Here is a 19,620-nt window from a genome sequence, read left to right as displayed (position 1 = left end):
AAAGTACGTAGGGAGGGAAAAAGTGCGTTCTTGTGCCTTTATCACCGTTTGTTTACCTTGGCTTTTTCGCACGATGGTCATCCACACGGAGATGAAGCATGTCAGATACTGTACGACTGCCGAACGCGTCGGTCGTTCGCGACGACGAGGTGAAGTGGCTGATGGATCGAATAGAGATTCAGGACGTGATTGCGCGGTATTCGTTGGGACAGGACAGTCACCAAGGGGAGGACTCGAGCATACTGCAGCAGTGGGACGAAACGTTCATCGACGACGGTATGGTGGACTATAGCGTCGCAGGTGGGCCTGTAGGCACATATCGAGAGCTTGCTCGATGGATGCGTGGCGACGGAACGACGCCCGGCAGCATGGGTGCCTTCTCGAACTGGCAACATATGCTCAGTCTGCCCAACGTCGTTATCGATGGCGATCGCGCGACCGCGCGCACCGACTTCTACGCGACACATCGCAGTAAATCCGGCCAAGCCGTCGCAACCCACTTCAATGCAGCAGGCGCGTTCGTGGACGATTTGGTCAGAACGGGCAGAGGATGGCGGATCAAGTTTCGACGCCTCGAACTCTATTTTGCGGATCCTCTGCAGGTCGTGTCCGCTGCGGCGTGAACGAGCGTATCGTCTGCGGAGCTCTTGCCGATACTTCGATGTTCAGGCGGCTCGGCCAGCTTTGGTGAGGTCGGTCGTTGTTGACAGATTGGTCAATAATGACTTACCTTGCCTGTATGGCCAGACCGACACAATTCGACCGCGATCTCGTACTTCAACGTGCCATCGAGATATTTGCGCAGCATGGATACGAAGGTACATCGACAGAGGCTTTGCTGAAGGCAATGGGCGTGGGTCGCCAGAGCCTTTATAACGCCTTCGGGGACAAGTGGCAGCTGTATCTGGAAGCACTCCGCCGATATACGAGCGAGAGCGTGAGTGCTCAACTTCGTGTGCTGAACAGCAGTTCCTCGCCCGTCGACGGAATTACGGCGTTGCTTATGCGAATGGTGGACGAGGCTGCTTCCGATCCAGCGCCTTCGTGTCTCGGTATCAGCGCCGTTTGCGAATTCGGACGGGCGAATGCCGAAGTGGCCTTGATGTCTGACGTTGCCTCGCAAACACTGGCGACTGCGATTTCCGCACGTGTGACCGAAGCAAAGCGCATGGGAATGGTCTCGACTTCCACTCGAACGAATGAATTGGCCAGCTTCATATTGGCTACTCTGTCAGGCATCAAGGTCTCGGCGCGGGCTGGAGCGCCCCGCGCGACACTCGAAGCGATCGCGCGGACAGCGCTTCGCTGTATCGCCTAGTTTTTTTGGCCAATTTTTGACTAAATAGTCAACAACGCGATTTTTTCCAAGAGGTATGCAATGAACGCAATCCAGCTATATCGACATGGTGCGCCTGAGCAGCTCGAATGGCGTACCGTACCCATTCGCGCGCCCGGCGCGGGAGAGGTACTGGTGCGGACGACGGCCATCGGTGTGAACTTCATGGACATAGGCGTGCGAACCGGACAGCTTTGGCGAAATGAGCCGTTACCTCTTGTTCCCGGCGTGGAAGGTGTGGGCGAAGTGATTGCACTTGGCGAGGGCGTGAGTTCGCTGGCGTGTGGCGAACGGGTCGCGTGGGTCTATGCGCAGGGAAGTTACGCTGAACAGGTTATTGTCCCGGCTGATTCGCTTGTCCCAGTGCCCGCGACGATTCCTGACGATATCGCGACTGGCTTGATGATGCAGGGAGTCACTGCCCATCACTTCGCGACCAGCTTCTATGCGGTGAAGCCAGGCGATGTTGCGCTCGTCCATGCAGCAGCCGGCGGCGTAGGCCTTCTTCTGACGCAGATGATCAAACTGCGCGGGGGGCATGTAATCGCTCGCGTCTCATCCGCGGATAAGGAGGGCGTGGTGCGAGCTGCGGGTGCCGATGAAGTTATCGTGTCGTCAGATGGTCGCTTTGTCGAACAGGTGAAGCAGCTGACGATGGGCGAAGGCGTCCAGGTTGTCTACGACGGCTCTGGGGCAGCCACGTTTCACGATTCCATGGAATCGCTTCGTCGTCATGGCGTGCTTGCCTATTACGGGCCTGTCCTGGGGAGTCCGCCGCCGATTAACATCGCGACACTTCCACGCAGCATCCTGATTGGATTCCCCAAGTTCAACGACCACATCGCGACACGAGATATGTTGACGGCATGCGTTAGCGAGCTGTTTGACTGGGTGAGCAGCGGAAAGCTCAAAGTTGCGATCGGGAAATGCTATCCACTGAAGGAAGCGGCCCGGGCGCACACCGATCTCGAATCACGTCGCAGTACCGGAAAACTGCTGCTGATCCCATGAAACTGCATTGATATGGCCGACCCTCATGTCGGTGAATGTATCTCCCACTTTTTTGCCGTGACAGTCCTGCGTCTTGTTGGAAGAATTTCGCCATACGCTGCTCGTCGGGGTTGAAGGCGCAGGGTCGAATGTCCGGGGGCGTTGTGCTATCCAACGCAGTGATGGGGGACCCGATGTACCGCGAAGGATAGCTGTGTTAACGAATCGTTGTTACAGAAGAGGCGGCCGAAAAGCATGGATTCTCCGGAAGCGGCAAAGCGGACTCACAAAGCTCCGGAGCGATCGAACTTATGCGACCTCTTGCTCAGGGAAGCCGTGCGCAATTGAATCGATAGGCGGCAATGCTAGCGGACGGCGATTGTCATCGGTCGCGACGTAGGTCAGCACCGCCTCGGTTACCTTTACTACTTCCGTAGCATAGCGCATGCGCTGTGCGTAGACCTCTACTGATACGGTTACCGAAGTATTCCCTGTTTTTACGATGTTGGCGTAGAAGGTGAGCAGATCGCCAACGAACACTGGCTGTTTGAATACAAATGAATTGACGGCGACGGTTACCACACGCCCGTTGGCGCGGCGGCATGCTGGCACCGAGCCCGCGATGTCCACCTGCGACATGATCCAGCCGCCGAAGACATCCCCGTAAAAGTTCGCGTCTGCTGGAAGCGGCACTACTCGCAGCACGCATGAGTCAGGGGAAAGATGGAGCGGTTCTTTCATCGTGCACCTTTCAGTAATTTGACAAGGAAGTGCAGAGCGGTGACGCGGCTCACCAGGTTGTCCGGAATTGGCAAGTTCCATCAGGATGGGAGCCGCCGCCAGTTGCACCGCTCAATATTGACGATCTGACCACGTTGCCGGACTCGCACCGTATGGTTCGAGCATCTCGGCTGCGGGGAGCCTTAGCGCGCTGAATTGCAAAGGAGGCTGAAGGCTGGAAACTGCCCCGTATGGCGTTTGAATGGTAACGAGCTTGGCAGGATAGTTGTCCTTGGAAGGGAGGCCAGCTTGAGCCGATACATCCAGCAGCCCCATTTCCTGCACCCACATGGCACTTCTCGCCAGCGATAGCTTGACGTGGTAAGAGCCGCCTTCGATGGACCGCCTCAGCAGTGCCGCCATCATGCCCGCCGCTGCCAGATACCCGGTAATGAGGTCAGCGAGATAGAAAACGGGAGAAAAACGTGGCTTTCCAGGTAGACCTTCGCGCACTGCGAATCCGGTGGCCACTTGGCCATTCTGGTCAAACCCCGGTCTTTCGGCCCACGGACCGGAGTGCCCATACGCATTGACCGTCAAACAGACAATGCCGCGGGAATTGTGCTCGACCAGTTGCTCGGGCAGCAGGCCGAAGCGAGCATTCACGCTGCGCCGATAGCTTGTCGTGAAGACGTCGGCATGTGCGCACAGCTGAAGCATCTCGGCGAGGTCTGCAGAGTTGCGCAAATCCAGATATGCGCATCGTTTACCGACGTCCACGCCCAAATGTTGGGCGTGGGTATCGGGATACGACGGCGAACTGATATGCAGCACGTCTGCTCCATATTCAGCAAGCGTACGAGCGCTGCGGGGGCCAGCCAGTACGTGGGTGAAGTCCAGGACGCGGACGCCCTGTAGTGGTGAGTTCGCGCCTGTGAAAGGAGCAAACGGCACCGCGGGCCCATCTGCAATTTTTTCGATTTCTATGACAGGCGTCGCCTGGAGTTCGCGGCCTTGTGGATGGGCAAGCCATTCCTCTCGCGAAAACGCCCGGCAAGCGGGGAGTCCGGCTTCCGCCAGGGCGACTTCGAGTGCCTCCGAATCCCATTTGGCGACTTCACGTGCGATCGACTTCTTGTTGTTGCCGCAGTCGAAAAAATTGAGGTATCCATCGAGCAGCTTCGGATACGGCGGCCCCGCTTCCAGCATCACGTATCGGCCGTCTCGACATAAAAACACGTCGTTGACGGCGACATGCTCGGCACCGACGTTGATGGGACGTCCTTGTTGCGCTACGTAATGCGTTGGATGCAGGAAGTGCAGAGCATCGACGATATCGATAGACAGATCGGTGCTGAAGCCGGTGCGCATGTTCCAGATTGCAGCACCGGCCATGCCGATGAGCAACTGCGCAATGCCGGACGCTTCCCCTAAACGATGCGGAGACTGGATGATCGGGTCGCTGCCGTACAGCGTGGCATCACCGTTGAAGTATTCGTTCAGCTCCAGCGACTCGGCCATCCTTGCAAGGATCGGCAGCTCGCCTTGCGAAAGCCGACGCGGGCTTGACTCGGGATGTGAATGTGTCATTTGTCGATTCTCCCAAGACTTAGCGACGCAAGTGATTTGCCGCCAAGTCGATGACTTCGTCAGCACGACCGTTGAGTACTGCTTTGAGCATGTACAAAGTGAAACCTTTGGCCATTGCGGACGTCACCTTGGGCGGCATGGCGAGTTCCATGCGGGTGACGGCCGCATCGATGACGACGGGGCCGGGGTATGCCAGTGCCTTACCGAGCACATCGTCCACCTCCGCAGGATCGTCCAGGCGGAAGCCCTTGATGCCGACGCTCTCGGCCATGGCTGCGAAGTCCGGATTGTCCAGGCGGGTGCCAGTGTCCAGAAAGCCGCTCGACTTTTGTTCCAGTTCGATGAAGCCGAGCGAGCCGTTGTTGAAAATAATCACCTTAACGGGGAGATTCAGTTGCTTCAGGCTGAGCAGGTCACCCATCAGCATGGTGAAGCCGCCATCGCCGCAGAGTGCGATGACTTGTCTGTCGGGTGCCGCCGCCTGTGCTCCGATGGCTTGGGCGAGTGCGTTGGCCATCGATCCGTGCCAGAAGGAGCCGAGCAGGCGTCGCCCGTCTCCCATGCGGAGATAGCGCGCAGCCCAAACGGTGGGCAGACCGACGTCGGCCGTGAATATTGCATCCTTGGTCGCTTGTTCGCTCGCTACGCGCACGACGTGCTGTGGATGAAGCGGTCCGCCGGGGCGTCCGTTAGCAAGTTCGTCCAGAGCTGCGCGTGCCGCGCGATAGTTTCCGAGGGCCTTCTCAAGGTGTTCCCGATTGCCTTTCCTGCGAAGACGGGGCAGCAAGGCTGTGAGCGTGGCGCGCACCTGGCCAAGCACCCCAAGCTCGACAGGCGCTCGCCGTCCGATAGCCTCGGCTCGGATATCGACCTGAATGATCCGTGCGCCGGCGGGATAGAATTGTCGATAGGGGAAGTCGGTGCCCAGCATTAACAGGACATCGCACTGCTCCATTGCGTGGTACCCGGATGCAAAGCCGATCAGGCCGGTCATGCCGACATCGTAAGGGTTGTCGGCTTCGACGTACTCCTTGCCGCGCAGCGCATGCACGATGGGCGAGGCGAGCGTATCTGCCAGCGGTAACAACGCGTCCAGCGCGCCTGCACATCCGCCGCCGCATAGGAGCGTAATCCGCTCTCCGGAATTGAGAATGTCCGCCATGGCGTCAAGCACGTCGGGCTGCGGCACGATCTCGGGTTCGGCGAGACACAAGGCCTTCGTGCGTGGAGCGGGAGCCGAGGTTGCCGGCTGCAGCGCGACGTCCCCTGGTATGACGATCACGGACACGCAACGCTCGGCCGATGCTCGACGGAGGGCGGTCTCGAACGCGCGTGGCATTTGTTCTGGCGTAGCGACGAGTTCGCAGTAGTTGCTGCATTCGCGAAACAGCTGCTCGGGGTGTGTTTCCTGGAAATAGCCAGAGCCGATCTCCGCCGACGGGATATGTGCTGCAATGGCTACGACAGGCACGCGCGAGCGATGGCAGTCGAACAGGCCATTGATAAGGTGCAGGTTCCCGGGACCGCAACTGCCGGCACAAACGGCTACTTCTCCGGTAATTGCGGCGTCGGCCCCGGCCGCGAATGCTGCTACCTCTTCGTGCCGCGTATGCAGCCATTCGATACCGCCGTGGCGGCGTAGCGCATCGGTGAATCCGTTAAGACTGTCACCTACGATGCCGTATACGCGCTTAACGCCGGCGGTTGAAAGAGTGTCGACCATTTGGTCGGCGACGGTGCGTGCCATGGAAGCCTCCAATAAGATCGAACAGTCAGACCAGATGTAGATCGCGAGCCGCCTGAAGCAGCTCGTCGCGGAACCGCGGATCGGCAATGGCGATCAGGCTCAGCGCTCTCTCGGTAGACGATTTGCCCTTGAGGTCTGTCCAGCCGTACTCGGTGACCACGATGTGGGTATCGATGCGAGGTGTGGTGACCGGGCCGTCCAACCGGGGAACGATGCGCGAAATCTGACCTTTTGCAGCAGTGGCGCGGCACGCGATAATGGACTTGCCGCCCTTGGAGGCATAGGCGCCGCGCACGAAGTCCAACTGGCCACCCGAGGCGCTGTATTGGTGGCCGAGCACGTGCTCCGAGTTACATGCACCCGTCAGGTCAACCTGCAGCGTCGCATTGACCGAGATGACGCGGTCGTTTTGGGCGATGATGTGCGGATCATTCACGTAGTCCACCGGCTGACTGTAGATCGACGGATTTTCATCGATGAACTCGTACATCGCCTTCTGTCCCATCGCGAAGGTAAACACCGTCTTGCCGGTATCCAGTGCCTTGCGTCGGTTGTTAACCACGCCGCTTCGGATCAAATCAATCATTCCGGGGCACAGAGCCTCCGTATGAATGCCCAGGTCGTTGCGTGTGGCGAGCTGTGCGCAAACGAAGTTGGGCAATGCACCCACGCCCATCTGCAAGCATGCGCCGTCCGGAACCATTTCAGCGATCGTACGGCCGATGGCTTCGTCCTCGGGGGCCGCCTGGCGGACCGGCAACTCAAACAGAGGGGCTCTATGCTCCACGATGGCGCTGACCTGCGAAACGTGAATTTGCGCGCCGTTTCCCTGGACGCGAGGCATATTCTCATTGACTTCGACGATCACGCGGCGCGCGGTCTGTGCGAGCCGGCTCGAGTAATCGTTGCCAGTGCCGAGGCTGAAGTATCCGTGGCGATCCATCGGCGACACAATCATCAGTAAGGTGTCGATGCCGATATGCTCGCTGAGCAGCCGTGGTGCCTGATGGAACGTGCTCGGTACGTAGCTGACCACCTTGCGCCCGTCTTCCAGTCCGCGCTTGATGAGCGCGCGCTCGGCCGAGGTGATGAACATGCTGAACGGGGCGATCCGCTCGTTGAGTTCGTAACGAAGGATCGTTTCATTGAGCAGCGGCGTCGACTCGTAGTAGTAGGCCCGAATGCCTTCGACCTTGCCGGCCGCTGCGCGGTCGGCCAGTGCGGCGAGCAACGCCGGTGGCTCGGCGGCCGCCATTCCGATCGAGATCCGGCTACCCGAGTCGATAAGCGAGACAGCGGCCTCCGGGGTCGTCAGTTTCGACTGGTAGAGAGTAGCGATATTCATGGTGATATTCCCGCGAGATAAAGTTCAGTAGTTCGATGCTTCTTCGGGAGAATGGCCCCGGCGGTAGACAAGCATCGTGCGTTCGAAGCTCATGACTTCGTCGCCGTTCTGGTTGATGCCACGCGTCAGTACGGTGACGATGCCTTGTGTGGGGCGGCTCTTGGATTCGCGCTTGCGCAGCACGGTGCTCTCTGCATAAAGCGTGTCGCCTGCGAATACCGGATGACTCGCTTTGACCTTGTCCCAACCCAGATTGGCCACTACCTTTGCGCTCACCGTGCGCACGCTCATTCCGGTGAGCAGGGCCAAGGTGAACGTGGAATCGACCAGCAACTTCTTCCATTCGGTCTTGGCCGCATATGCCGCGTCGAAATGCACCTGCTGGATGTTGAGCGTCAACAATGTGAACCACACGTTGTCGGTGTCCAGAACGGTGCGTCCGGGACGATGTTCGAACGTGTCACCGGGATTGAAGTCCTCGTAGTACAACCCAGACGTTTCGCGATAGCGCTGATCGCCAACGCGCTTGTAGGCGGGCAGGATGTTATCCATGGTGTGCTCCTTCAGGGGAAGTGGAAAGATCAGCCGCGGCGAGCACGCGGCGTGCTTTGCGCGCTACGGCCTCGTCGATCATCGCGCCGTCTAGCAGGCCGACTCCGGCGGCGTTGACGGCGAGAACCGAGCGTGCGTATTCGATTTGCTTTGCCGTTGGCGTGAACGCCGAGTTGATGGCGGCAACCTGGCGCGGGTGGATCGCGGCTTTGCCGACGAAGCCCATCTCGACAGCCTGTTCCACATCACGTTGAAAACCGGCGTCATCGTGCAGATCGAACCACGGTGAATCGATGGCATCGATACCAGCTCGGGCGGCGGCCGAAATCAGCCGCGCGCGAGCGATGAGGAGGTTCGGCGCGTGGCCGTCACATCCATAGTCCGCAGCCAGATCGGCGGCACCCAGCATTGCGGCACGAAGCCGCGGTGTAGCGGATAGCGATTCATGGGCTGCATCGACACCACGGGCACTCTCAATCAGTGCAACCAGCGCGGTGGGCGCGCCGGCTTCCGTCAGTAGCCGGTCAATGATCTGGAGTTGCACGGGTGATTCGACCTTCGGCAGCAAAAGCAGGTCGGGGGGGACTTCGCTTTCCAGGATGTCGGTCAGGTCTGCGAGTCCAGTGCGCGTTCCAAGCGCGTTGACGCGGATCACGCGAGCTGGGCCGTCGCTCGCCGCGTTCAATGTCTGCAGTGCTATGGATCTTGCTCGGTCCTTATCGGCGAGAGCCACCGAGTCCTCAAGATCCATGATGAGCATGTCAGCAGCCACTGAAGCGGCTTTCGCAAATCGCTCGGGGCGGGTGGCCGGGGTAAACAGCCAGCTTCTGAGACGGGTGGGCATGACCATGACCTCCTTGATGATGTTGATCGTTCGGAAGTCATGCTAAAGAGACGTGGTGGAAATCGCGATACGGCACTGGTGGCGATTTCCATATATATAATGTATAGCCATGGACCTTCGACATATTCGCTACTTCCTGGCCGTTGCTGAGGAAAGGAATTTTTCCCGTGCAGCGGAGCGGGTAGGAATCGGCCAGCCGCCGCTGAGCATGCAGATTCGTGATCTGGAACAGGAAGTTGGCGCGCGCCTTTTCCATCGCGTTCCAAAGGGGGCCGAACTTACTGCTGCCGGGCAAGCGTTTTACCGTGTCGTGGAAAAGATGCCGGCGATGGTGGACGAAGCGTGTCATGCGGCGCGGCGGGCAGAACGTGGCGAGCTCGGTATCTTGCGTATCGGCTTTACCGCATCGTCTGGCTTCAATCCTGTGGTTGCAACTACGATCCGGTCTTTTCGACGAGGCTATCCAGGAGTGGATGTACAGCTCGAGGAGTCCAATACTGCACGCTTGTTTGAAGCCCTCAGCGGAGACGAGCTCGACGCGGCGTTCATGCGGCCAGGTGAGCACCTAGCCAAGGGTCTCCAGGTACGGGTCCTTTCGGAAGAGCCATTGTTGGCGGTCTTACCGTCTAAGCATGCATTCGCCAAGAAGCAGCGCTTGAAGCTCGCAGATCTGGCCGGCGACGAATTGATTACCTTTCCGCGGCAATACGGTTCGGTTATGTACGACGCCATCATGACCGCCTGCCGCGATGCGGGCTTCGAGCCGCAGTTAGGACAGGTTGCCCCGCAGATGGCTTCCATCATTCATTTCGTGGCTGCCGAACTCGGGTTCGCGTTGGTGCCTGCTTCGATGCGAGAGATACAGGCCAAAGGTGTGATATTTCGCGAATTGCACGACACCGCGGCGTCGGTTCAATTGTCTCTGGCATGGCGTCGGGGGGATCGTTCGCCGTTCTTGAAAAACTTTATAGATTGCGCTTTGCGCGCTTGATGTTCTTATCCAGAACCGGAAGTGACGAAAACCCCGGCGCAATTCGTTATCAAGTCGACGTGGTGGCTTTGCGCGTTTGAACGTCACAGAGGATCTCGACCAGCTTGTCGCGGAAGATATTTTTGTCGGTGGGATGCCGCGGAAAGCAGACGCGCAAATCGCGCTGCGACCAAGGTTCTTCCAGTTCGATAACTGAAAGTTGCCCCTGATCGGTCGGCTCGATGGCTGTCCGTGGCACGATTCCGACTCCGGCGCCGGATGCCACTAGTCGAGCGATAGCGCGATACCCGGATACCTGCACGCGTACATCGAGGCGGCCACCGAGTGCAGCGGCATGGTTCATCAGGAACGTATGCAGTGCAGCGCCGGACTGAAGGCTGATAAACGGATGGCCGAGGCAGTGACGGAAACTGATCGACGACTGCGCGGCAAGCGGGTGTTGAGTGGGCGTGAGCAGCACCAACTGGTCCTTCCGATAGGGGAGGAATTCGAGGGCGGGATGCTCGGTCTCCAGTGCCACTACGCCGACTTCGGCGCGGCCGGCAACGACCGCCGTCACGATTTCGTGACTCGTGCGCTCTTCCAGCGTAATGCGGACATTCGGATAGTCGGTGAAGAACCGCGCCAAGTCGTCCGGGAGGTAAGTGCTGATTGCGTTGTTGTTCGCGAAGACGGTCACATGTCCCGTCATGCCTAGCGAATAGGGCCGCAGGTCGGCATGCATTTGTTCAAGTTGGGCGAGGCATCGCCCGGCGTGTTCCCGAAATACTCGCCCGGCTGGCGTCAACGTAACGCCTCTTGCTTGGCGAGTCAGCAGCGTGACACCGAGTGTTTCTTCCAGGTTCTTCATCCTCAGGCTCGCGGACGATGCCGCGAGATGACATCGCTCGGCTCCTCGCGACACGTTTTCCTCTTCGGCGATCGCGAGAAATACTTTCATGTCGGTCAGGTCATACGTCATACCGTTCGAGACAGCCGAAAATCCAGATGCCGAAAGCATAGCACTCCCTCGATATAGGGGCTCGCCTTGCGTGGCTCTGCCTAAGGTTTCGTGTAATTCGAACGGAGCGTTTGAAAAAGCTCGCTGTATCTGCTGCATCCATTCATCGATACTCAACCTTGCAAACACAAGGAGGAGGCACGAATGACCGGGATCAAGGAGTCGGCATCGGCGAGCCGGCCGCTCGAGGGGCTTGTCGTCATCTCGATTGAACAAGCCTTGGCAGCTCCGCTGTGTACGGGGCGGCTGGCGGAAATGGGAGCGCGCGTTATCAAGGTGGAGCGCGCGGAGGGCGATTTTGCGCGCGGCTACGACGATGCGGCCAACGGGCAGGCATCGTATTTCGTGTGGACCAATCGCGGCAAGGAATCCATTGTGCTGGATTTCAAGGATTCCGAAGACGCCGAGCTGCTTCATCGAATGCTCGCAGGTGCTGACGTGTTCGTGCAGAACCTTGCGCCGGGAGCACTCGCTCGAGCCGGCTTTGGTAGCGAGCTTCTTCGCGAACGATACCTGCGCCTTGTAACGTGCGATATCAGCGGCTACGGCACCGATAACGCCGCAAGCAACCTGAAAGCGTACGACCTGCTCGTGCAGTGTGAAAGTGGCCTTGCAGGCATCACGGGCGCGCCTGAGGCTTGCGGGCGAATCGGCGTGTCGATATGCGACATCGGCGCAGGTATGAACGCGACAATTGCGGTCCTTTCGGCGCTAGCGCTGCGCGAGCGGACCGGCCGCGGGTCGGGCGTGTCGGTGTCGCTGTTCGACGGTGCGGCAGACTGGATGTCCATTCCGTATGTCCACGAGGTGTATGGAACGGGGGCGCCGAAGCGCCTGGGTCTCAAACATCCGTCGATCGCACCGTACGGCGCGTTCACGACGCGCGATGCAAACGACATCGTGATTAGCATCCAGAACGAGCGTGAGTGGCAACAATTTTGCACTCGCTTCATGCGGCAACCCGAGCTTGGCAGGGATCCGCGCTTCGCATCCAACACGGAACGTGTGCGTAATCGCGAGGCGCTCGAGCGGATCATCGCGGCCGCGTTTGCGGCACTCGACATCGACGAGGCACTCGCGCGTCTGTCGGATTCCAACACCGCGTTTGGGCAGGTGCGCTCCGTCGGGCAGATGGCCCGGCATCCGGCACTGCGGACCTGGCCAATGACGGTCGACGGCAAGACATTGCAGATGATTGCTCCTGCGGTGCGAGCTCCCTGGGATGTAGGGCGTTTCGCAGCGGCGCCCGGACTCGGCGAGCATAGTGAGTCGCTTCGGGAGGAGTTTTCGGTATCGCGCTCGGGAGTGGCCGCATGACTACCGTCGATATCGCACATCTGCGCGAATGGGTTGGCAAATCCCATACCGATCACGACATCCTATCGTCTCGCCATGCCCGTCTAATGGCGGCAACGCTGGGGCGGCGGCAGTCCGATCTTGTTGAGGGTGCCCCTTTGCCTCCACTGTGGCATTGGTTGTATTTCCTCAGCGGCGAGCCGCCGGCCGCGCTTGGCCGCGATGGCCATCTTGCTCGTGGCGGTTTTCTACCGCCGGTGACGTTGCCCAACCGAATGTGGGCTGGCGGGCAGCTGGAGTTCCACGGCCCCGTGCCTCTCGATGCTCGAGTCGAGAAGCGATCTACCGTGGTTTCAGTGGACCACAAGCACGGACGTAGCGGTGAGCTGGTATTCGTCAAGGTGCTTCACGAGCTGCTGCATGAGGGTGACAAGGTCCTCACCGAATATCACGACATCGTCTATAAGGAGGCGACGGCGGGGGGCTCGGTTGTAGCCAGCGCCGAGATGCCGATCGCGCAGCACAGTCGCCGAATCAAACCGGATTCGACGATGCTATTCCGCTATTCAGCATTGACCTTCAACGGACACCGCATTCATTACGATGCCGACTATTGCCGCGAAGTCGAGGGCTACTCGAACCTTGTGATCCACGGACCACTGAACGCGACCTTGCTGGCCGCATTCGCGCAAGAGGTGGGCGGAAGGCCGCCGAGGGCATTTCGCTATCGGGGCTTGAAACCTTCGATTCTCGGTAGCGAGCTGACCCTCAGTGCCGTGAGTGACGGCGATCAGACCGTGCTATGGGTTGCGTTACCGGACGGCACCGTATCGATGCGCGCCGAAGCGACATTTTGAGTCGTACTTGAGTGCTGACGCGATTCGATTCAATTTATAAATCAGGAGACAGACGATGCAACCTCATTCCATGCTATATGCGGAAAAGCCGGCCGACGTGGGAGCAGCGCGCCGTATTGAGCGCAGGGCGGCGCTGGCAAGCGTCATAGGAACCACGATCGAATGGTACGACTTCTTCATCTACGGTACTGCGGCAGCGCTCGTGTTCCCGAAGCTGTTCTTCGCACACGGCAATGCGGACGGCTTGATGGCATCGTTTGCGACGATTTTCGTGGGATTCGTTTCGCGTCCGCTCGGCGGCGCATTGTTCGGTCACATGGGGGATAGAGTAGGGCGAAAGTCCACGCTCGTCGCCACTCTGAGCCTGATGGGCTTCGCGACACTCCTCGTCGGTTTGTTGCCGACCACCGATACACTCGGCCCGCTCGCGGCCTGGCTGCTCGTCGCGTTGCGCTTCCTGCAGGGCATCGGCGTAGGCGGAGAGTGGGGCGGAGCGGTTCTTCTTTCAATGGAGTCGCATACGGGCAAGCGCCGTGGCTTCATGGCGTCGCTACCCAATATTGGTGTGCCGCTCGGTCTCGTGGTGTCGGTGATCGTATGGAGCGCATGTAGTCATTGGTCGGGCGACGCACTGCTCGACTATGGTTGGCGGATTCCCTTTCTCGCGAGCGGCGTGCTGCTGATCGTCGGCCTGCTCATCCGGTTCGGCGTGCCGGAAACGCCGGATTTCATCGCTGCGAGTAAGGTCGTGGATCGCTCGAAAGGGCCGATTGTTGAGGCAATCCGGACGCAGTGGCGCGCTATTCTGTTGTCGGCGCTGATCCGGCCGAGTGAGCAGACCGCCTTCTACATGCTGACCACGTTCGCGGTGTTGTATGGCTCGAAGAACCTGGGGCTTGGGAAGGAGTTTATTCTGAATGCGGTGCTGATCGCCGCAGTCGTAGCTTGTTTTGCACTGCCGTTCTTCGGACACATCGCAGACCGTTTCGGTCGGGCGAAAACCTACGTGGCTGGTGCCATCTGCATGACGCTTTTTGCGTTTCCATACTTCGCGATGCTCAACACACGGCTCCCAACAATGGTGATCGCGGGCACAATCATCATCATGGTGATCCATGCATCAATGTACGGGTCGCAAGCGTCGTTCATTGCCGAATCGTTTCCCGCTCATATTCGTTACAGCGGAGCATCGTTGGGTTACCAAGGTGCATCGATCATCGCAGGCGGTCCTGCGCCGATGATTTCGCTCTGGCTTTTCGAGACCTTCCACACTGTCTACGCCGTCGCAGGATATCTCGCCTTCATGTCGCTCGTGAGTACGATAGCCGCGCTTTACCTCGGACGTAGTAAGACCCCCAGTGGATATGAAGGCTCGTCACCACTCTGATAATGGGATACGGGCGCACGTGCGTTCAGTCGACGGCTTTTGCGCGCCCACAGTTCACAAGAGGGTGTGTGAAGCCGGATTCTCCAGCGTGCTCCTGCGCCGCTCGAGATCGCGCAGCCAAATCCCGCGCTGCGCAGCGGGAGCACAAAAACCTTGTCATGACGAACGCCGTCAGCTAGCCAGTGGCTACACGCAATTACGAGCACCCGGCAAACGGTGTTCAGTGACTCTCAGTGCGGGCGTGCGGAAAGTTAGTCGATCCTTGGAACGAGTAAAGAGTCCAAGGTCAACCGAGCTCGATAGGGACGCGCAACATCTTGAGCCTTCACGCTTGCTTCTGCGGTAATCCGACCGTCGGCGCCCCCATTTCATTCACCTTCGTTTAGTCGCTTCAAAGTGATGTGTCGAGCTGAGCCGCGGCCGCGGCCGCCGATGCACCCTTGATGTTGGCATGAGCGTTTGCCTGATCGACTTGAGCCTGGATCTTCTCCTTCAAGGTCTCGCGGATTTTTTCCGCCACTTTTTCCTTCTCAGATCCCGACATATGCTCGTATTGTTCGCGCGTTAGGCCCATCGATGCGAGGATGGAGTCTTCCATCCGCTGCTCGGGCGTTTCATGCAACCAGTCGTTCAGCTGCTTGACGGTGGACCCGTATGACGCCGCTACGCTGCTGCCGTCATTCGATTGCGTAACTGATGAGACCGTGGAACTCGAGTACGTGACGCCACCCGTCGTGTTGTGGATTTGCACGATGTTTTTTCCTTTTGCGATAGCTCGGCTACGACCACGCGCTTCTTTACCAAGGAAGCGGAGGGTATTGGTTTCTCGGTAGCAGGAGGGGCTAGGCGTTGATGTTCCTCCTGTACCAAGGCTGGGCAGGCGGACTGACTGTGCATGGTGCGCATAGCGCCAACCGATGCGGCAGGGACGCCCGCTATGGAAAAGCGTCGCACTACCGAAAAGCCTTGTCTGGTACGTTTGTGATCTCGCTATGCGCGGGCATACTGGACGGGTGAAGTGCCGAAAGTCCTGACGAAGTGCCTGCCCATATGGCTCTGGTCGGTAAAGCCGCATTCGAATGCGGCGAGCGCCGCAGGACACCCGTTTCGCAGGAGTGCTCTGGCGTGGTTAAGTCGAACGAGTAGAGAAAACTCCGCTGGCCCGACTCCGGTTTCTTTCGAGAACTTGCGGGTGAATCCTTCGCGACTGTATCCATATGTTGCGGCCAAGGCCGAGACGTCGTAAAGCTGGCCGGCAGGATCGGATAGTGCGGCAAGCGCTCTGCGGACGAGATCGGACAAGTCACGGCTCTCGGCCTCGGCCGCCGGTCGGATCCGCAGCGCCTCGCACAACGATGCAACGCGCGATTCGGGGACGTACAGATTCAGGCACTGCGTTGGTGTGTTACTGATCGGAATGGATCGGTGTAGTTTGCCCGCCGGTATAAGCAGGCACTGTCCAGCTTCGACGGCATACGACCTTGATTGAACGATGAATTCGCGGCGTCCGGAGATCACAAAAACCAGTTGCGTTTCGTCGTGAAAATGCAATTTTCCATCAGGCGCCGCAGGGGCATTCCAATACGCGGTGTCGATAGCGTATGGTGTTGTTGTTCGCTGATAAGTCCAACCTGCCGCCGGGCCGGATTTCATGCTTGCATTGAACGCGGCCGGGCAAGTCAGCTCGAAGACGTAGGCTTCCGTCAAGTTCCACTCCTTCAAAATACCTGCAGAATGTTTACGTGCCTTTCAGACGTAGCGCGGGAGACCGCTGGTCGCAAACAATGGCGACACCACGACTGAATTGATTCGGGGCGTTTCGCGATTCTCCGAACGATCGACAGCATCATAGGGTGCGCCGGCAAAGTCAAATCTCTCAGCGCCCGGACTGGCGATAGCGCCAGTCGGCGGCGACCAGATTGGCGAGGTACTTTGGCGACGCTAGTCACGCACCCAGCACTTGTTGTATGCGGCGCGCGCGAATCCGTTGAGGCACCGGCACCTCAACCTGACGGGCTAAGCGCTCAGACGTGCGATCACATCACAGAAGTCCCAGACCCGACGCAAGCTTCGCCTCAGAATCAGGCGTTTCACGAGAGGCAATGATGGGCTGGACAACGGTTTTCTTTCTCTTTCTCGCGGGTACAGCAGGTGGCCTCATTAACGCCATGGCGGGCGGCGCTACGCTCATAACTTTCCCGGCAATGCTCATGGCGGGCCTTCCTGCCGTTACAGCGAACGCGTCGAACGCGGTTGCTATCTCGCCCGGGCATCTCATCGCCGCATTCGCAGACCGCTCGAAACTTCCGACCGATTCGAGACGTTTTCGCGTCCTCTGCCTTGTGTCCATTGTTTGCGGGACTGTCGGCGCGTGCACGGTGCTTATCTTGCCGCCGCGGCTGTTTACGTTGCCAGTCCCTGCGATGATTGCGTTCGCGACGCTGTTGTTTGCGTACGCCCCGAGCATCCAGGCATGGGCACTGAGGCATAGGCTCATCGAAGATCGCGCGCCAATTTATGTGGAGGCGTCGGCGGTAGGCGCCGCCAGTCTGTATGGTGGATTCTTCGGCGCAGGGCTCGGGGTTATGCTGACCGCGGTGCTATCCGTTGTGGAAGTCGACGATATTCGCACTATCAAGTCGCTGAAAAACGTTCTTGCCAGTTGTGTTTCGATTGCGGCAGTGGTCACTTTCGTGGGGCAACATGCAGTCGCATGGCCGCCGACCATTGTCATGTTGGGTGGTGCATTAATCGGCGGCTACGTTGGCGGTCATTTGATTCGGGTATTACCAGCCGCATGGGTCAAAAAGTTCGTAGTAGCGGCGGGTGCCATCATGACGGTGATCTACGCGCGGCAGTACTGGCTTTAGCAACTAGATCCAGATGGGCATCATCATCGGCGGTTCGCTAGCACGGATGTACCTGCTTGAGTTCGTGGCCAACTGCGTTTACGAATGATATGGGACGGCGAGTACCGCAATGGTGTCATCCCGACGCACGAGCGCCTGACCGTTGAGGCAAAGTAGTACACCAGTGTGCGGCGAATGCACGGGGGAGGGTGGGCGGTTGCGATCGATGTAGTGATAGAACCCGATAACCTCATCCTCCTTCACCTGCTTTCCCAATTCAATCAATGGTTCGAACAGTGCGGTGTCTTCGGCCAGCACCACGTATTGCGAATTAGGCACATGAAGAACAGGCGATTCTGGAGCAGGAGCGACCTCGGCTCGTGGTACGCGGATGTGGCCGAGATGCCGCAACAGCCGGTGCAATCCGTCATAGGTCAGGCTGATCGTGTCTGGCGTTACCAGGGCGCTTCCGCCTAGTTCACTTGCGAGCATGAGCTTCCCGGCTTTTGCTACGACGTCGTCGATCATGACGTCGGCATGGTCCTCGCGCAGGACTACCGTGAAAGGAGCCGCGAAACTTTGGGCCGCGGCAATAACATCTGCCGTTTTGGACGGCTCGTGCTGCTCGTGAACGAACATGCAGGGGTGAAAGTGGAGGGAGCGCCCTCCCGAATGCAAGTCCACCACGTTGTCTACACGTGGGATGAGGCTATGCGAAATGAAGTGTGCTAGACGTTGCGTCACGGATCCACGGGCGTTTCCGGGGAATTCGCGATTGAGGTTGCAGTTGTCGATCGGGGATAGGCGCGCGCCAGCTATCGCCGCGGGAAGGTTCAACGATGGAACGACAATTAGAGAACCTCTTATCTCCAACGAGTCGAGCGAGTACGCAAGTTTCGAGAGTGCAATCTGTCCTTCGTACTCGTCCCCGTGGCATCCACCCAGCAGCAAGGTCCGCGGTCCTGGTCCTCGTCGGAAATAGAAGACGGGGATGCGTACGGTCTGCCATGCACTCAGATTCGTAGAACTAGGTAACTCCAGGTAGCCGGCTTGCCTTCCATTGACATCCCAGTTGATCTCGAGCCGAGCCATCGTGCAACTCCTTAAGATGTGCTGATTCTGCGGGCCATGAGGGCGGCGCTGACGCCAGGCGTCTTCGCCATACGGTGTTGCTACGTGCACTATTTATTCTTGTTGTTGTACTGTAGAGTCTAGTTTAGACTGGTTGGTATGGCGCCGACAAGTGCGTCAAAAATCCGATCCGAGGCATCTGGACGGCCACGGCCTCTCGGAACTCAACCGGCAACAGGAGAGTGCAATGACGAAGTACGCAATGCGGGCGGTTTTGTTTGCGGCAACGTTACTCACGACCGTGACGTTCGGCGGGCGCGCGTGTGCAGCGGACCTCAAAGTCATTCGAATGGGCGTCGAAGCTGCCTACCCTCCATTTGAGTCGAAGAGTGCTTCGGGGCGGCTTCAGGGCTTCGACATCGATCTCGGCAATGCGCTCTGCGCTCAACTCAAGGCAAAGTGCCAGTGGGTAGAAAATGCCTTCGATGGACTCATTCCTGCGCTACAGGCCCGTAAGTTCGACGTCATCGACTCGGCGATGAACATCAATGCCAAGCGTGCGCAACAGGTTGATTTCACGCGCCCGATGTATCTCACGCCAGCGCAACTCGTCGCTCGTAAGGGCAGTAAGCTGCTTCCCACGGCGGATGCGCTGGCCGGCCATAGTGTCGGTGTTCTTCAAGGGTCGATTCAGGAGCAATACGCGAAGCAGATGTGGGCGGCGAAGAATGTGAACGTGGTGAGCTATCAGACGCAGGACGCAGTCTATGCTGATTTAACCGCCGGCCGCGTCGATGCGACGTTTGTCGACGCAACGGCAGCGAGTCTCGGATTTTTGAACCAACCGAACGGGAAGGGCTTTGCATTTGCGGGCGGCCCAGTCGTAGATGCGAAAATTATCGGCTCGGGTGTTGGACTTGCAGTACGAAAGGGCGATAACGAACTCCGCGAGGCGCTCAATAGCGCATTCGACGAACTGCAGCGGAACGGCACCTACCAGAAACTCCTTAATAAGTACTTTACCGTGGATTTGGCGGTGCATTGA

Annotated in this window: 19 protein-coding genes; 9 read left to right on the top strand and 10 right to left on the bottom strand. The window is 58.7% G+C overall.

Features of this window, described 5'->3' with window-relative positions:
* The first annotated feature begins 98 nt into the window (after positions 1–98).
* The 3 genes from CFB52_RS27190 (at position 99) to CFB52_RS27180 (ending at position 2,347) form a co-directional block, all read left to right on the top strand.
* Positions 99–623, top strand: a complete 525-nt coding sequence (locus CFB52_RS27190; RefSeq protein WP_059641059.1) for a nuclear transport factor 2 family protein — start codon at positions 99–101, stop codon at positions 621–623.
* A gap of 98 nt (positions 624–721) precedes the next feature.
* Positions 722–1,318: a TetR/AcrR family transcriptional regulator gene (locus tag CFB52_RS27185; protein ID WP_226231689.1), complete on the top strand. Its 597-nt coding sequence runs from the start codon at positions 722–724 to the stop codon at positions 1,316–1,318.
* A gap of 60 nt (positions 1,319–1,378) precedes the next feature.
* Complete coding sequence (locus tag CFB52_RS27180) at positions 1,379–2,347, top strand: quinone oxidoreductase (protein WP_099317992.1); 969 nt, start codon at positions 1,379–1,381, stop codon at positions 2,345–2,347.
* A gap of 288 nt (positions 2,348–2,635) precedes the next feature.
* Here CFB52_RS27180 and CFB52_RS27175 read toward each other — a convergent pair whose 3' ends face one another.
* The 6 genes from CFB52_RS27175 to CFB52_RS27150 form a co-directional block, all read right to left on the bottom strand.
* A complete protein-coding gene (locus CFB52_RS27175; protein WP_060309917.1) occupies positions 2,636–3,067 on the bottom strand; it encodes an acyl-CoA thioesterase in 432 nt (143 codons plus the stop codon).
* 111 nt (positions 3,068–3,178) lie between these two features.
* On the bottom strand, positions 3,179–4,567 hold the full coding sequence (locus CFB52_RS27170) for a CoA transferase (RefSeq protein WP_180278271.1): 1,389 nt from the start codon (positions 4,565–4,567) through the stop codon (positions 3,179–3,181).
* 88 nt (positions 4,568–4,655) lie between these two features.
* A complete protein-coding gene (gene poxB / locus CFB52_RS27165) occupies positions 4,656–6,383 on the bottom strand; it encodes a ubiquinone-dependent pyruvate dehydrogenase (protein WP_060309925.1) in 1,728 nt (575 codons plus the stop codon).
* 25 nt (positions 6,384–6,408) lie between these two features.
* Positions 6,409–7,728 (bottom strand): acetyl-CoA hydrolase/transferase family protein, encoded by a 1,320-nt coding sequence (locus CFB52_RS27160; RefSeq protein WP_060309915.1) that lies wholly within the window; start codon positions 7,726–7,728, stop codon positions 6,409–6,411.
* A gap of 24 nt (positions 7,729–7,752) precedes the next feature.
* A complete protein-coding gene (ripB, locus tag CFB52_RS27155; protein WP_059641049.1) occupies positions 7,753–8,280 on the bottom strand; it encodes a (R)-specific enoyl-CoA hydratase RipB/Ich in 528 nt (175 codons plus the stop codon).
* Positions 8,273–9,124, bottom strand: coding sequence for an aldolase/citrate lyase family protein (locus CFB52_RS27150; protein WP_099318210.1), 852 nt, complete (start codon positions 9,122–9,124; stop codon positions 8,273–8,275). Before CFB52_RS27150 ends, ripB begins: the two co-directional genes overlap by 8 nt.
* 109 nt (positions 9,125–9,233) lie before the next feature.
* Here CFB52_RS27150 and CFB52_RS27145 point away from each other — a divergent pair, with 109 nt between their 5' ends.
* A complete protein-coding gene (locus CFB52_RS27145) occupies positions 9,234–10,115 on the top strand; it encodes a LysR family transcriptional regulator (protein ID WP_099317989.1) in 882 nt (293 codons plus the stop codon).
* Positions 10,116–10,164: 49 nt separating this feature from the next.
* Here the strand turns inward: CFB52_RS27145 and CFB52_RS27140 are convergent, their stop codons facing one another.
* A complete protein-coding gene (locus CFB52_RS27140) occupies positions 10,165–11,076 on the bottom strand; it encodes a LysR family transcriptional regulator (RefSeq protein WP_099317988.1) in 912 nt (303 codons plus the stop codon).
* 183 nt (positions 11,077–11,259) lie between these two features.
* Here CFB52_RS27140 and CFB52_RS27135 point away from each other — a divergent pair, with 183 nt between their 5' ends.
* From CFB52_RS27135 to CFB52_RS27125, 3 genes are read left to right on the top strand one after another with little or no spacing between them, the layout of a single operon-like run.
* The gene (locus tag CFB52_RS27135; protein ID WP_099317987.1) at positions 11,260–12,432 is read left to right on the top strand and encodes a CaiB/BaiF CoA-transferase family protein; all 1,173 of its coding nucleotides are present in this window, start codon (positions 11,260–11,262) and stop codon (positions 12,430–12,432) included.
* Entirely contained in the window at positions 12,429–13,268 is an 840-nt protein-coding gene (locus tag CFB52_RS27130; RefSeq protein ID WP_099317986.1) for a MaoC family dehydratase N-terminal domain-containing protein, read from the top strand. The genes CFB52_RS27135 and CFB52_RS27130 overlap by 4 nt, the downstream gene beginning before the upstream one ends.
* A 55-nt stretch (positions 13,269–13,323) precedes the next feature.
* Complete coding sequence (locus tag CFB52_RS27125) at positions 13,324–14,655, top strand: MFS transporter (RefSeq protein WP_218964211.1); 1,332 nt, start codon at positions 13,324–13,326, stop codon at positions 14,653–14,655.
* Positions 14,656–15,046: 391 nt separating this feature from the next.
* On the opposite strand, the gene CFB52_RS27120 is transcribed toward CFB52_RS27125, so the two are convergent.
* The gene (locus tag CFB52_RS27120) at positions 15,047–15,406 is read right to left on the bottom strand and encodes a hypothetical protein (RefSeq protein ID WP_059641037.1); all 360 of its coding nucleotides are present in this window, start codon (positions 15,404–15,406) and stop codon (positions 15,047–15,049) included.
* A 239-nt stretch (positions 15,407–15,645) separates the two neighbouring features.
* Complete coding sequence (locus CFB52_RS35230; protein ID WP_099317985.1) at positions 15,646–16,362, bottom strand: AraC family transcriptional regulator; 717 nt, start codon at positions 16,360–16,362, stop codon at positions 15,646–15,648.
* Positions 16,363–16,757: 395 nt separating this feature from the next.
* Between CFB52_RS35230 and CFB52_RS27110 the strand changes: the two genes are divergently transcribed.
* Complete coding sequence (locus CFB52_RS27110; RefSeq protein WP_257220667.1) at positions 16,758–17,525, top strand: sulfite exporter TauE/SafE family protein; 768 nt, start codon at positions 16,758–16,760, stop codon at positions 17,523–17,525.
* A 78-nt stretch (positions 17,526–17,603) separates the two neighbouring features.
* Here CFB52_RS27110 and CFB52_RS27105 read toward each other — a convergent pair whose 3' ends face one another.
* Entirely contained in the window at positions 17,604–18,596 is a 993-nt protein-coding gene (locus tag CFB52_RS27105) for a succinylglutamate desuccinylase/aspartoacylase family protein (RefSeq protein ID WP_099317984.1), read from the bottom strand.
* Positions 18,597–18,822: 226 nt separating this feature from the next.
* Here CFB52_RS27105 and CFB52_RS27100 point away from each other — a divergent pair, with 226 nt between their 5' ends.
* On the top strand, positions 18,823–19,620 hold the full coding sequence (locus CFB52_RS27100; RefSeq protein WP_099317983.1) for an ABC transporter substrate-binding protein: 798 nt from the start codon (positions 18,823–18,825) through the stop codon (positions 19,618–19,620).

This window comes from Burkholderia sp. AU18528 (assembly GCF_002223215.2).
Classification (GTDB): domain Bacteria; phylum Pseudomonadota; class Gammaproteobacteria; order Burkholderiales; family Burkholderiaceae; genus Burkholderia; species Burkholderia semiarida.
Note: the sequence above shows the minus strand (reverse complement) of the source record. Positions and strands in the feature narration are given on the sequence as shown.